General features: G+C 72.9%; 14 protein-coding genes. 4 read left to right on the plus strand and 10 right to left on the minus strand.

The annotated features are described in order from the left end of the window. Window positions 1-217 precede the first annotated feature (217 nt). A complete protein-coding gene (locus PUR71_RS13260; protein WP_329927155.1) occupies window positions 218-1,711 on the minus strand; it encodes an alpha/beta hydrolase in 1,494 nt (497 codons plus the stop codon). A gap of 194 nt (window positions 1,712-1,905) precedes the next feature. Between PUR71_RS13260 and PUR71_RS13265 the strand changes: the two genes are divergently transcribed. Continuing rightward, window positions 1,906-3,174, plus strand: coding sequence for a YibE/F family protein (locus tag PUR71_RS13265; protein ID WP_329927156.1), 1,269 nt, complete (start codon window positions 1,906-1,908; stop codon window positions 3,172-3,174). 5 nt (window positions 3,175-3,179) lie between these two features. On the opposite strand, the gene PUR71_RS13270 is transcribed toward PUR71_RS13265, so the two are convergent. From PUR71_RS13270 to map, 3 genes are all read right to left on the minus strand, one after another. Beyond that, a complete protein-coding gene (locus PUR71_RS13270; RefSeq protein WP_329927157.1) occupies window positions 3,180-3,605 on the minus strand; it encodes an acyl-CoA thioesterase in 426 nt (141 codons plus the stop codon). 68 nt (window positions 3,606-3,673) lie between these two features. Continuing rightward, entirely contained in the window at window positions 3,674-4,366 is a 693-nt protein-coding gene (locus PUR71_RS13275; protein ID WP_329927158.1) for an HAD-IA family hydrolase, read from the minus strand. 87 nt (window positions 4,367-4,453) lie between these two features. After that, a complete protein-coding gene (gene map / locus PUR71_RS13280; protein WP_329927159.1) occupies window positions 4,454-5,221 on the minus strand; it encodes a type I methionyl aminopeptidase in 768 nt (255 codons plus the stop codon). Between the two features lie 106 nt (window positions 5,222-5,327). Between map and PUR71_RS13285 the strand changes: the two genes are divergently transcribed. Beyond that, window positions 5,328-5,597, plus strand: a complete 270-nt coding sequence (locus tag PUR71_RS13285; protein ID WP_329927160.1) for a helix-turn-helix domain-containing protein — start codon at window positions 5,328-5,330, stop codon at window positions 5,595-5,597. Window positions 5,598-5,673: 76 nt separating this feature from the next. Here the strand turns inward: PUR71_RS13285 and PUR71_RS13290 are convergent, their stop codons facing one another. The 3 genes from PUR71_RS13290 to PUR71_RS13300 are packed head-to-tail and all read right to left on the minus strand — an operon-like array spanning window position 5,674 to window position 8,938. Then, window positions 5,674-7,068 (minus strand): ABC transporter substrate-binding protein, encoded by a 1,395-nt coding sequence (locus PUR71_RS13290; RefSeq protein ID WP_329927161.1) that lies wholly within the window; start codon window positions 7,066-7,068, stop codon window positions 5,674-5,676. Between the two features lie 56 nt (window positions 7,069-7,124). Beyond that, window positions 7,125-8,021: a carbohydrate ABC transporter permease gene (locus PUR71_RS13295; protein WP_329927162.1), complete on the minus strand. Its 897-nt coding sequence runs from the start codon at window positions 8,019-8,021 to the stop codon at window positions 7,125-7,127. After that, on the minus strand, window positions 8,018-8,938 hold the full coding sequence (locus PUR71_RS13300; protein ID WP_329927163.1) for a carbohydrate ABC transporter permease: 921 nt from the start codon (window positions 8,936-8,938) through the stop codon (window positions 8,018-8,020). Before PUR71_RS13300 ends, PUR71_RS13295 begins: the two co-directional genes overlap by 4 nt. 182 nt (window positions 8,939-9,120) lie before the next feature. Here PUR71_RS13300 and PUR71_RS13305 point away from each other — a divergent pair, with 182 nt between their 5' ends. Then, entirely contained in the window at window positions 9,121-9,807 is a 687-nt protein-coding gene (locus tag PUR71_RS13305) for an SMI1/KNR4 family protein (protein WP_329927164.1), read from the plus strand. A 6-nt stretch (window positions 9,808-9,813) separates the two neighbouring features. On the opposite strand, the gene PUR71_RS13310 is transcribed toward PUR71_RS13305, so the two are convergent. Together PUR71_RS13310 and PUR71_RS13315 are read right to left on the minus strand one after the other, a co-directional pair. Further along, window positions 9,814-10,575 (minus strand): SDR family NAD(P)-dependent oxidoreductase, encoded by a 762-nt coding sequence (locus PUR71_RS13310; RefSeq protein WP_329927165.1) that lies wholly within the window; start codon window positions 10,573-10,575, stop codon window positions 9,814-9,816. Between the two features lie 79 nt (window positions 10,576-10,654). Further along, complete coding sequence (locus tag PUR71_RS13315; protein ID WP_329927166.1) at window positions 10,655-11,236, minus strand: TetR/AcrR family transcriptional regulator; 582 nt, start codon at window positions 11,234-11,236, stop codon at window positions 10,655-10,657. 220 nt (window positions 11,237-11,456) lie between these two features. Between PUR71_RS13315 and PUR71_RS13320 the strand changes: the two genes are divergently transcribed. Further along, entirely contained in the window at window positions 11,457-11,936 is a 480-nt protein-coding gene (locus tag PUR71_RS13320) for a DoxX family protein (protein ID WP_329927167.1), read from the plus strand. Here PUR71_RS13320 and PUR71_RS13325 read toward each other — a convergent pair. Next, a complete protein-coding gene (locus PUR71_RS13325) occupies window positions 11,933-12,238 on the minus strand; it encodes an MTH1187 family thiamine-binding protein (RefSeq protein ID WP_329927168.1) in 306 nt (101 codons plus the stop codon). The two genes, PUR71_RS13320 and PUR71_RS13325, sit on opposite strands and share 4 nt — an antisense overlap. Between the last annotated feature and the right edge of the window lie 157 nt (window positions 12,239-12,395).

Consider the following 12,395-nt stretch of genomic DNA (forward strand, 5'->3'; position numbering starts at 1 on the left):
GGGGTCCGGGGCTGGTATGCGGCTCTGCGGTGACATAGCTGGAACACTACGGCCACGAAAAGCCGCCGAGGAACGGGTGTTGGCCAAGCTTTGTCACAAAACCGCGACAGGTTCGACTCATTCGAGCCGGTCGTTCGCACGTCCGGGCGGGGACCGGGGTGATCACTCACGGTTTGTCGGTCCCCGCCCGGTTTGGCCCTCGTGGATCATGTGCGCGTCAGCCGGCCGGGCAGCTCACGTCCTCGGCGGGGAGCCGACCGGTGAGCAGGTACGCGGTGACGGTCGCGTCGCCGCAGGCGTTGCCGTTGGCGACGTACGCGTCGTGGCCGCCCGAGTCGATCGAGACCATGCGGGCCCGCGGGCCGAACGCCGCCCGGAGCTTCAGCGCGCCCTGGTAGGGGGTGGCGGGGTCGCGGAGGTTCTGGGCGAGGAGCACGTTCGCCGGGCCGCGGGAGGTGACGCGCGTCGGCGGCTCGACGGGCTTGAACGGCCAGAACGCGCACGGCATGACGTTGACGGGCATGCCGGCGGTGAGCGGGCGGGCGGCGCGCTCGGCGGCGGTGTCCTCGGCGTACGCGGCCGGGTCGGCGGGCCACGCGACGTCATTGCACAGGGTGCCGACCGAGACGGCGACGGTGTTCTGGACGGCCTGTTCGGGCGGCGTGACCGGGGCCGGCAACGGGCGGCGGCCGAGGCCGGCCAGCATCAGCCGGGCGAGGTCGGGGAACTTGGCGTCCGCGTAGAGGCTCTGCAGCATCGTCTCGCGCAGCACGTTGCCGTTCAGCTCGGCCGGGTCGGCACCGGGCCAGGGCAGCGGCGCGTGGTCCAGGCGGGCGGCGAGGTCGAGGAAGAGCGGGCGGACCTCCTCGGGGGTGTCCGCGACGCGGTCCGGATTGCCGGACGCCGCGGCCCACTTGGCGAAGTCGGGGAAGCGGTCCTCCGCGCCGGGACCGAAGTTGGCGAGCCAGCCGCGCTCGACGCGGGACGGGTCCGGGTCGTCGTTGCTGTCGAGGACGATCCGGTCGGTGCGCCCGGGGAACATCGTGGCGTAGACGGCGCCCGCGTAGGTGCCGTACGACGTGCCCCACGCGGAGAGCCGGCGCTCGCCGAGGGCCTGGCGGACGCGGTCGATGTCGCGGGCCTCGTTGCGCGTGGAGATGCTGCGCAGCACCGGGCCACCGTTGCGGGCGCAGGTCTCGGCGACGCGGCGGGCGGTGGCGAGGTTGTCGTCGATCGAACCGTCGGCGGCGGGCCAGGGGCGGAGCCTGACCATCGCGAGGTCGGGCGCGTCCAGGCCGCAGCTGACGGGCGTCGAGCGGCCGACGCCGCGCGGGTCGAAGCCGACCAGGTCGAAGCGGTCGAGGACGGACTGCGGCAGGTGCCTGGCCGCGCTGCTCGGCACGTTGAGGCCGGAGCCGCCGGGGCCACCGGGGATGGTGAGCAGCACGCCGTGGCGTTCGGCCGGCTTCGCGGCGCGGATGCGGGAGACGGCGATCGTGATCTGCTCGCCGTGCGGGTCGGCGTAGTCCAGCGGGACGGAGACGGTGGCGCACTGCTGACGGGGGTCGACGGTGCCCTGGCAGGAGGTCCAGGCGAGGTCCTGGCCCGGGCGGTCCGCGGCTGAGGCCGCGGCGGGCAGGGCGGTGAGGGAGAGTGCGGCCACTGCGGCGGCAGCGGCAGCCCGCTTGAGGTTCGACGTGGTGTTCGGCATGGTCAGGATTCTTCGCCGGAACGTCACTTGACCCCATCCGGCCAACCGGTCGGTCGCCGGTAGGGTAATCCCCCGCCTGGTCGCTGCGGCCCGCACACGGGTCGGTCACCGCGGTGGTCCGGCCGGTCCGGCGCCGATGGTTTCGGGGGCTGCGGCGGCCCCGGGCAGCCGCGCGACCGCTGAGGAGGCGTGAGGTGGACGAGGGGACGCACGGGCACGACGGCGGGCACGGGCACGGCGACGCCGGAGCGGCCGCGGCGCACGGGCACGGGCACTCGCACGGTCCCGCCGCGCCCGTCTCCGCCCGGCTGCGCCGGATCATCGCCGCCGTGCTCATCCCGTTCGCCGTGGCCGTCCTGGCCGGTCTCGTGGTGCTGTGGCCCGGCGGCGTGCCGTCGCACCCGCGCACCGGGGTCGGGTTCGACCAGCAGGTCCAGCACGGCCGGGTCACCACGGTGCAGGAACTGCCGTGCGGCGCCGTCGACCCGGCCGACCAGGGCACCTGCCGGCAGGACACCGTCCAGGTGACCACCGGTCCGGACGAGGGCCGCACCTTCACCGTCGTCGTGCACCCGGGCGAGCCGCGGCAGTACGAGGTGGGCGAGGAGGTCGTCCTGACGTACGCCCCGGACGCGCCGCCGGACCTCCGGTACAGCGTGGTCGACGTCGACCGGAACCTGCCGATGGGGGTGCTCGCGGGCGTCTTCGCGGTGACCGTCGTCGCTGTCGGGCGGTGGCGCGGGCTGGCCGCCCTGGTGGCGCTGGCGATCAGCTTCGCGGTGCTGTCGCTGTTCATCCTGCCGGCCATCCTGCGCGGCTCGGATCCGCTGCTGGTGGCCGTCGTCGGGGCGAGCGCGATCATGCTGATCGCCCTCTACCTGTGCCACGGGCTCTCCGCCCGGACGTCGGTCGCGGTGCTCGGCACGCTCGCCTCGCTCGTCCTGATCGGCGTGCTGAGCCTGGTGTTCTCCTCCTGGGCGGACCTGACCGGCAACACCTCGGAGGAGACCGGACTGGTGCACGACCTGTACCCCGGCATCCAGATCCGCGGCCTGCTGCTGGCCGGGTTCGTCATCGGCTCGCTCGGCGTGCTCTTCGACGTGACGGTCACCCAGACCTCGGCGATCTGGGAGCTGCACGCGGCCGGCCCCGGCATGGGCGTGCGCACGCTCTACCGGACGGGCATGCGGAGAGGCCGCGACCACATCGCGTCCACCGTCAACACCCTGGTGCTCGCCTACGCGGGCGCGGCGCTGCCGCTGCTCCTGCTGTTCTCGATCGCGCACCGCGACGTGGTCGACGTGGCGACGAGCGAGCTGGTCGCCGAGGAGGTCGCGCGGACGCTGGTGGGCAGCATCGGGCTCGTCGCCGCCGTGCCGGTGACCACCGCGCTGGCGGCGCTGATCGCCGCGGCCGACCGCCCGGGGGCGGCGGCGCGCGGCGGTCGGCACCGGCACGCTTAGGTGTTCTACAGGCCCAGCAGAGCCGGGTCGGAGGCGGCGGCGCGCAGCGCCTCGCGCGGGTCGGCGACCAGCCGGCGCTCCGTCAGGTCGAGGATGCCGCCGACGCCGGTGACCTCGGCCGCGAGGACGCCGTCGGTGCGGGTGATGCGCTGCACCACCTGGAAGGTCCTGCCGTCGCGCCACACGAACGCGCAGCTCACGTCGAGGGTGTCGCCGGCGCGCAGCTCGCGCCGGTACGTGATCGTCGTCTCCAGCACCACCGGGCCGACGCCCTTGGCGACCAGCTCGGCCTGGCGGATGCCGGCCGCCAGGAGGTACTCCCAGCGGGCGTGTTCGGCGTACTGGAGGTAGACGGACTGGTTGAGGTGGCCCTGGGTGTCGGTCTCGTACCCGCGGACCGTCACCCGCGTCGTGAAGTCGTGATCGGTCATGGTCGGCACGCTACTCCGGGGGGCGGCGGCACCACCGTGTGGCGTCGGTCACCGCACGCGCGGCAGGGTCACGGCAGGAGGTCGAGGAGCGGGGTGAGGGCGGCCGGGCGGCGGTCGACCGGCAGGTGGTCGACGGGGTGGAACGCGCAGCCGAGGGCCGTCGCGCCGCCGTCGCAGGTGCGGTCGTCGCCGACCATCAGGACGTCGGCCGGCGCGAGGCCCAGCCGTGCGCAGGCCGCCTCGAAGATGACCGGGTCCGGCTTCTGCGCGCCGACCTCGAAGGACAGGACGTAGACGTCGACCAGTTCGTCCAGGCCGTGTGCGCGGAAGACCGGGCGCAGGTCCCAGCCGATGTTGCTGACCACGGCCACCGGGACGCCGCGGCGGCGCAGCTCGCGCAGCGTCGGCCCGGCGTCGGGGTAGGGCTGCCAGCCGGCCGGGGCCGTGTGCGCGTCGTAGAGGGCGTCGACGTCGAGCCCGGCGGGCGGCTCGGCGGCGCGGGTCAACGCGGTGTACGCGGCGCGGTGCAGCTCGGCGCTCACGTCCCTGACGTCCCAGGACTCCTGGATCTCCGCCGGGATCCGGCGCGGCGCCACGCCGCCCGGCAGGGCACCGAACTCCTCCAGACGGGCGACCAGTTCGGCCCGCTCCCGGTCGGTCATGGCCAGGCCGGTGGCGGCGGTGTGGGCGTCGAGCCAGCGGGCGGTGGAGACGACGCGGAAGAGCGTCCCGGAGAAGTCGAACATCACGCCTTTGGTCACGCGGCCGAGACTACCGGGCGCCGGGGGCGGGCTCGACGGCGCGCGACGGCTCGACGGCGGACGTTCAGCGGGCGGACACGTCCCGCCTCACGGGAGGGTGAGGATCCGCGGGCCGTCCTCGGTGATGGCGACGGTGTGCTCGACGTGGGCGGCGCGGGCGCCGTCGGTGGTGCGGAGCGTCCAGCCGTCCGGGTCGGTGGCGTAGTCGTCCCGGCCGCCGACGATGAGCATGGGCTCGATGGCCAGCACCAGGCCCGGCCGAAGCGGGTAACCCCGGCCGGGGCGGCCCTCGTTGGGCACGTGCGGGTCCTCGTGCATGCGGCGCCCGATGCCGTGGCCGCCGTAGCCGTCCAGCAGGCCGTAGCGCGCGCCCCGTGCGACGGTGCCGATGGCGTGCCCGATGTCGCCGGTGCGGTTGCCGGCGACGGCGGCGGCGATGCCCGCCTCCAGGGCCCGGCGGGCGGTGTCGATCAGCGCGGTGTCCTCGGGGCGGGCGGTGCCGACGGTGAAGCTGACGGCCGCGTCGCCCGCCCAGCCGTCGAGGACGGCGCCGCAGTCGATGCTGACGAGGTCGCCGTCGCCCAGCCGGTAGCCGTCGGGGATGCCGTGGACGACGGCGTCGTTCACGGAGGCGCAGATGACGGCCGGGAACGGGACGGGCGCGAAGGAGGGTCGGTAGCCGAGGAACGGCGAGGCGGCCCCGGCGGCCCGCAGCACGCCGCGCGCGACCTCGTCCAGATCCAGCAGGCTCACCCCGACCGCCGCCTCGGCCTGTACGGCGGCGAGGGCGTTGGCGACGACGCGGCCGGCCTCGCGCATGGCGGCGAGGGCGGCGTCGGACTTGATCTCGACCATGGGGCGGGGCTTCCTCTCGGGATCCAATTCTTATACCGGTATTTGTATCACGGTCGACAGTGGAAGGGCACGCGCGTTCCGTCCGGGAGGGCCTAGGATCGACGCCATGGTGAGGACTCCGCTGACCCCGTGGGAGCGCGAGCGCGGCGAGCGCTTCGGGGCGTTGCTGCGCGAGGCGCGCGGCACGCGCAGCATGGTCGAGGTCGCCGCGTCGGCGGGGATCTCGGCGGAGACGCTGCGCAAGATCGAGACCGGCCGGGCGCCGACGCCGTCGTTCTTCACGATCGCCGCGCTCGCCTACGCGCTCGACCTCTCGCTCGACGGGATCGCCGCCGCCTGCGCGCTGCCGGAGGACGGCGAGGCGCTGTCGGCGTAGCCCGCCGCGGTGAACGCGAACGCCCGCCCGGGCGCAGGAGCACCGGGCGGGCGTCGGTTCGACGAGGCGGTGGGCGTCAGCCGACCGAGCTGTTGTAGCTGTCGATCGCGGGCTGCAGCTCCTTGGCCGCGTCGGCGAGCGCCTGCTGTGCCGTCTTCGAGCCCTTGATCGTCTGCTCGATCGCCGTCTCCACGCCCTTGCGCGCCTGCGGCATCACACCGAGCAGGCAGCCGGCCGTGGCCGGGGTGGGCTTGGTGGCCTTCAGCTGGTCGATGGCCGTCTGGAACTGCGGGTACTTGGCCACCCACTCCTTGTCCGCGGGGTCGTCCAGGGACTTGGTGTTGACCGGGAAGTAGCCGGTGCCGCCGTGCCAGGCCGCCTGCTGCTCCGGCGAGGTCAGGAACTTCTCGAACTCCCAGGAGGCGCGCTTCTCGGCGTCCGAGTGGCCGGGACCGCTGATCCACAGCGAGGCGCCGCCGATGACCGGGCCGCCCTGGTCGCCCGCGGCGACCTTCGGGAAGGCGGCCGTGCCGACGGTGAACGTGGCCGCCTGGGTGTAGCCGCTCAGCACGCCGGTGGACTCCAGGTGCATCGCGACGGTACCGGCCTTGAACGCGGCCTGGGCGTCGTCGGTGTTGCGCCCGGTGTTGGCCGCGTAGCCGTTCTTGACCAGGTCGGCCCACCACTGGACGATCTGCGCGCCCTGGGCGGAGTCGAAGACGACCTTGCCCGCCTTGTTGCTGCGCCCGTTGTCCTGGTCGCAGTACATCGTGCCGGACTCGGCCAGCAGCTGCTCGACGAACCAGCCGTAGATGGCGGCGCCGAAGCCGTAGCGCACGGTCTGGCCGTTCGCGTCCTTCTTGGTCAGCTTCTGCGCGAGGTCGCCGAGCTCGGCGAGGTTCGTCGGCGGCTTGGCCGGGTCGAGGCCGGCCTCCTTGAAGGCGTCGGTGTTCAGGTAGAGCAGCGGCATCGAGGAGTTGAACGGCATGCTCTGGAGCTTGCCGCCGGCCGAGTAGTAGTTGCGGATGTTCGGGTCGAGGTCGGCGAGCGAGTAGCCGTCCTTGTCCGCGAAGGCCTGGGCGGGGATCGTCTGCCTGGAGTCGATCATGAAGCGGGTGCCGATGTCGTAGACCTGCACGACGGCGGGGGTGCCCTTCTGCTGCACCGCGGCCTTGTACTTGGCCACCAGGTCGTCGTACTTGCCCTGGAACTCCGCCTTGACCTCGATCTTGCCCTGGTGGGCCGCGTTGAACCGGCTCACCAGGCCGTTCAGCACGTCGGCGTTCTTGCCGGTCATCGAGTGCCAGAACTCGACGGTGGTGACGCCGGACGCCTGGTCGAGGGCCTGGGCGCCGGGCGCCGCCGCGTCGCCGGAGCCGCCGGAGCCCGAGGTGGAGCCGCTGGAGCTGCAGGCGGTCAGGGACAGGCCGGCCACCAGCAGGGCCGCGAGCGCGCGTGCACTCTTCTTCACGGGGGTTCTCTCTCTGTGCGGAGGGGTGTTCCGAAGCGGGCCGTTCAGCGGGCCGCTCAGCGGACGGCGCCCGCGGTCAGGCCGCGGACGATGAAGCGCTGGCCGAAGACCACCAGGGCGAGGGTCGGCAGCAGCGAGAGCACGACGCCGGCGAGGATCAGCCCGGGGTCGGACATCTCGGAGTCGCGCAGCGAGGTCAGACCGATCTGCAGCGTCTGCATGTTCGCCGTGCGGGTGATGATGAGCGGCCAGAAGTACTGGTTCCAGGCCGACAGGAACACGTAGATCGACAGCGCCGCCAGGGCCGGCTTGTTGAGCGGGACGACGATCTTCCACAGGAAGCGCCAGTGGCCCGCGCCGTCGATCCGGGCCGCGTCGCGCAGCTCGGCGGGCAGCTGGCGGAAGGACTGCCGCAGCATGAAGGTGCCGAAGCCGGAGGCGAGGAAGGGCAGCACCAGGCCGAAGTAGGTGTTGCCGAGGCCCCAGTCCGACAGCGTCAGGTAGTTGGGGATGATGATGGCCTCCCAGGGGACCATCAGCGTCGCCAGGAACACCCCGAACACCACGGCCCGCGCCCGGATCGGCAGGAAGACGAAGGCGTACGCGGCCAGGATCGAGGTGAACAGCTGGGCCAGGGTGATGGCCGTCGCCGTGATCGCCGAGTTGGCGTACTGGCGGGCCAGCGGGATGGTCTCGACGGCGCCGGAGAAGTTCCGCCCGGTGACCGAGTGGGGCACCAGCGCCGGGGGGTACGAGGAGAGTTCGGACGGGCCCATGAAGGCGCCGGCCATCGCGTAGTACACCGGGAAGGCCACGGTGACGACGGCGACGGCGAGCACCAGGTAGACGGCGGCGCGGGCGAGCAGCTCGCGCGGGGAGCGGCCGGCCAGGACGCCGGTGCGGCGACGGGGCTCGTCCGCGGTTTCAGCCGCTTCGGTGGCGATCGTGCTCATGCGTAGTGCACCTTCCGCTCCAGGACGCCGAACTGGACGGCCGTGCAGGCGAGGACGACCAGGAGCAGCACGACGGCCTGCGCGCTCGCGGTGCCGAAGTCGCTGGAGCCGTACGCGAACGCCTTCTCGTACACGGAGTAGACGAGGGTGCGCGTGGCGCCGTCCGGGCCGCCCTTGGTGAGGATGTGGATCTGGCCGAAGCTCTGCAGCGAGTGGACGGTGGAGACCACGGTGAGGAAGAACAGGTGCGGACCGAGCATCGGCACGGTGATCGAGCGGGCCAGTCGCAGGCCGGTGGCGCCGTCCAGCCGGGCCGCCTCCATGATCTCGCCGGGGATCGAGCCGACGCCGGCCGAGAGCACCAGGACGTTGTAGCCGAGGTTCATCCACACCGTGGTGGCGGCGACGGACACCAGCGCGTACCGGTCGTCGGTGAGCCAGCCCACCGGGCCGAGGCCGACGTGCGACAGCAGACCGTTGATCACCCCGCTCGCGGGGTTGAAGAACACCGCGAACACGACGGACGCGCTGGCCACCGAGAAGGCGAAGGGCAGCGCGAACGCGGAGCGCAGCAGCCGCACGCCGCGGATCCGGTTCTCCAGGAGCAGCACCAGCACGAGCGCGCCGAGGACCCCGGGCACGACGGTGAGCAGCGTGAACAGGGCGGTGGTGACCAGCGTGCGGCCGAAGTCGGCGGAGCCCAGCAGGTCGATGTAGTGCTGGAACCCGACGTAGCGGGAGGGCGCGCCGAACAGGTCGTTGGCGTGGGCGCTCAGGTAGAGGGTCCGCCCCAGCGGGTAGCCGATGAACAGGGCGAAGACGGCGAGCGAGGGCAGCAGGAAGGCCCAGGCGAGGCCGTGTTCGCCCCAGCGGTGGCTGCGCCGCGGCTGGGGCGCGGGGTGCGGTGCGGTCGGCATGGGTGCGCGCGTCCGCCTTTCGTGATGTCGGTTCCGGCCGAAACCGTGTCTTGCCCGTGCGACGCGTCGGGAACCCTGCGGTGATCAACCGGTGACCACGGGATTACGCGTTCGCGTCACATCCGGACGGTCGTGCGCGGAGCAGCGTTCGGGCTGTCGGTGGTGCGGCGTACGGTTCCCGGGTGAACGACGAGATCTTCGACTTGCGGGCCGGAATGGCCGAAACCTTGCGGGGGCGGGAGGGCGCCTGGGCGTTCGTCAGGGGCTTCGCCGCGTACTGGGGCGAGCCGCTCGGCCCGGGCGACGGGTTCGCGGACGCGGAGCTCGACGCGGCGCAGCGGCGCCTGGGCCTGCGGCTGCCGGCCGCGCTGCGCGAGGCGTACCGGCTGTTCGGGCGGCGGGCGGACCTGACGAGCAGCCACAACACGCTGTTGACGCCGGACGAGCTGTACGTCCTCGACGGCGCTCTGGTCTACCAGGCCGAGAACCAGGGCTGCGCGCACTGGGGCATCCCGCTGGCGGAGCTCGCCGCCGACGACCCGGCGACGGTGGCCCGGCCGGACCTCGCGGACTCGTCGCAGGAACGGTGGGAGCCGTGGGAGCCCCGGTTCTCGGTCGCGGTCGTCGCGATGGCGATGACGGAGAAGCTGCTGGAGGACCACGAGCTGACGGACTTCGCCGAGCCGGAGGATGAACTGCCCCGCGCCTTCCGCGAGTTGCCGCGACTCGGGCGCGAGTGCCGATGGTTCGAGGGGCCGGACGTGCTGGTCGGCGTGATCGAGGACTTCGCCATGACGGCCAGGGCCCGCGGCGCCGAGGCGCTGCGGGTCCTGCACGAGGCGGTGCCCGCGGACTGGCTCAAGGGCTGAGCCGCGTCAGGCCGTCACTCCGCCGTCGAGGACGAGGTCCGCGCCGACGGTGTACGCGGCCTCGGGCGAGGCGAGGTAGAGGACGGCCGCCGCCGCCTCCTCGACGCTGCCCGTCCGGCCCACCGGGACGGCGGCCTTCATCCGCTCGGCCTTGTCGGCCGCGCTCTCCCCGGGCCGGGTGGACATCGTCGTCTCCACCGGGCCGGGGCTCACCAGGTTGATCCGCACGCCGTCCGCGATGTGGTCGCGGGCGGCGGCGCGGGTGATCGCGGTGACGGCGGCCTTGCTGGCGGCGTAGGCGCCGAGGCCCGCGACGCGCTGGTGCACGCCGATGTTGGAGGAGATGTTGACGATCGCTCCGCCGCCGTTGGCGCGCAGGTGGGCGATCTGGTGCTTCATCGCGAGGAAGGTGCCGGTCAGGTTGACGCCGATGACGCGGTCCCACTCGGCCTCGTCGATGTCGGCGACCGGGCCGGCGCCGCCGAACACGCCCGCGTTGTTGACGGCGACGTCCAGGGCGCCGAGTTGCTCGACGGTCTCGCGGACCAGCCGGGCCGCGTCCGCACCGTCCGTCACGTCGCCGGTGAGCGCGACGGCCTTGCCGCCCTCGTGCTCGATCAGCTCGACGGTCTCGGCGAGGGGGCCCGCGGAGCGGCCCGCGACGGCGACCCGGGCGCCCTCCCGGGCGAAGGCGAGCGCGACCGCGCGCCCGATGCCGGTGCCGCCGCCGGTGACGAGGACGGCTCGGTCGGCGAAACGCTTGCTCATGACGTGAACTCCTTGAGGGGGGTGGCGTGTTCTGACGTGTTGACAGTGCGGCTGGAAGGGGCGCTGCCCCGCGACGCGGTCAGCCCAGCAGCACGAGCGCCTGCTCGGCGGCGTCCCGCACGCGCGCCGGCCCGTCCGCGACCTTGCCCATCACGCGCATGCCCTGCATCAGCACCATGAGCATCCGCGCCAGCGCCCGGGGATCCCGCCCCTCGGGCAGTTCCCCCTGCGCCTCGGCGCGCACGAGCGCGGCGGTGAGCAACGCCTCCAGGTGGGCGAGGCTCGCCTCCACCCGGCGCGCGGCCGACGGGTCGTGCGGAACCAGCTCGACCGCCGTGTTGACGACGAAGCACCCGCGCTCCCGCCCGCTCCCGGTGGACTCCGCCGCGTACCGGCGAACCACCGCGCGGATGGCCGGCAGCACCGGCCCGGACTGGGTGAGCTCGGCGAGCAGCACCGGATCGGTCTGCTCGCCGTAGCGCTCCAGCGCCCGCAGGTACAGCTCGTGCTTGCTGCCGAACGTGGCGTAGAGGCTCGCGCGGCCGATCCCGAGCTCCTCGACCAGGTCCGCCATGGACGTGGCCTCGTAGCCGCGCCGCCAGAACAGCTCCAGGGCCGCCTGCAGCGCCGCGTCCGGGTCGAATTCCTTCGTTCGCGCCATGGTGGGACGCTAAACCTTTCTGGACCGATCGGTCAATATAGAAGTCCGCAAGGTGCCTGTCCGACTCTTCTCCTGCCGATCGACGGCCGGCCCGCACGCCGGTCGACTTGACGGAATTCGCCAGAGCCGAGGGGAATCTGACGGATCGTTGTCAATTGGACTAGACCAAAGCTATCCTTGCCGACCACCCCTCCTCCCCCCACACCAGGAGGCGTTGCCCATGTCCGCGCACTTCCCCACGACCCCCCGCACCGTGACCGAGGCCGCCCGCCCGCTCGCCCTGGCGGCCTTCCGCGTCGTCGTCGGCCTGCTCTTCGCCTGCCACGGCGCCGCCTCCCTGTTCGGCGTCCTCGGCGGCGCCAAGGGCGGCGGCACCGTCCCGCTCGGCCAGTGGCCGGGCTGGTGGGCCGCCCTGATCCAGCTGGCCGGCGGCCTCCTGGTCATGGTCGGCCTCGGCACCCGCTGGGCCGCGCTGCTCTGCTCCGGCTCGATGGCCTACGCCTACTTCACCGTCCACCAGCAGCACGCCCTGCTCCCGCTCCAGAACGGCGGCGAGCCGTCGGTCATGTTCTGCTGGGCGTTCCTCGCCGTCGCCGCCATCGGCTCCGGCCCGTACGCCCTGGACCGGCTGCTGACGGGCCGGGCCCGGGCCGCCGACCACGCCGCGGAGCCGGCGACGGAGCCCGCCCGGGTCGGCTAACCCCCGCTCCCCTCCGCGAGGTGACGTTCGACGGACGCGACCTTGGCGGTGAGACCGTCGGTGACGCCGGCCCGGTCGTCGATCTTGATGACCGTGCTCACCCGGCCGCTGTAGGCCTTCACCGCCTCGATCGCCGCCCGGATCACCGGCATCACCTCGTCCCACTCCCCCTCGACACTGGTGAACATCGCATCCGTGCGGTTGGGCAGCCCACTCGCCCGCACCACACGGACGGCGGCGGCGACCGCCTCCCCGACGTCCTCGCCGATGCCCAGCGGGGTCACCGAAAACGCAGCGATCACGGCTGCACTCCTCTCCAACGGCACTGGTCGCGGTCCCGGGGCGCACGTCCACAATCTGTTGAATCTCCCCTTGACGCCCCAACAGGCTCCGTCCTACCTTTTCTTCCACATACAGAAACCGTGCTTCCGTATGGTGGAATTCTGGAGATGAGCCCTC

The organism is Streptomyces sp. SP17BM10 (assembly GCF_036322405.1).
Classification (GTDB): Bacteria; Actinomycetota; Actinomycetes; order Streptomycetales; family Streptomycetaceae; genus Kitasatospora.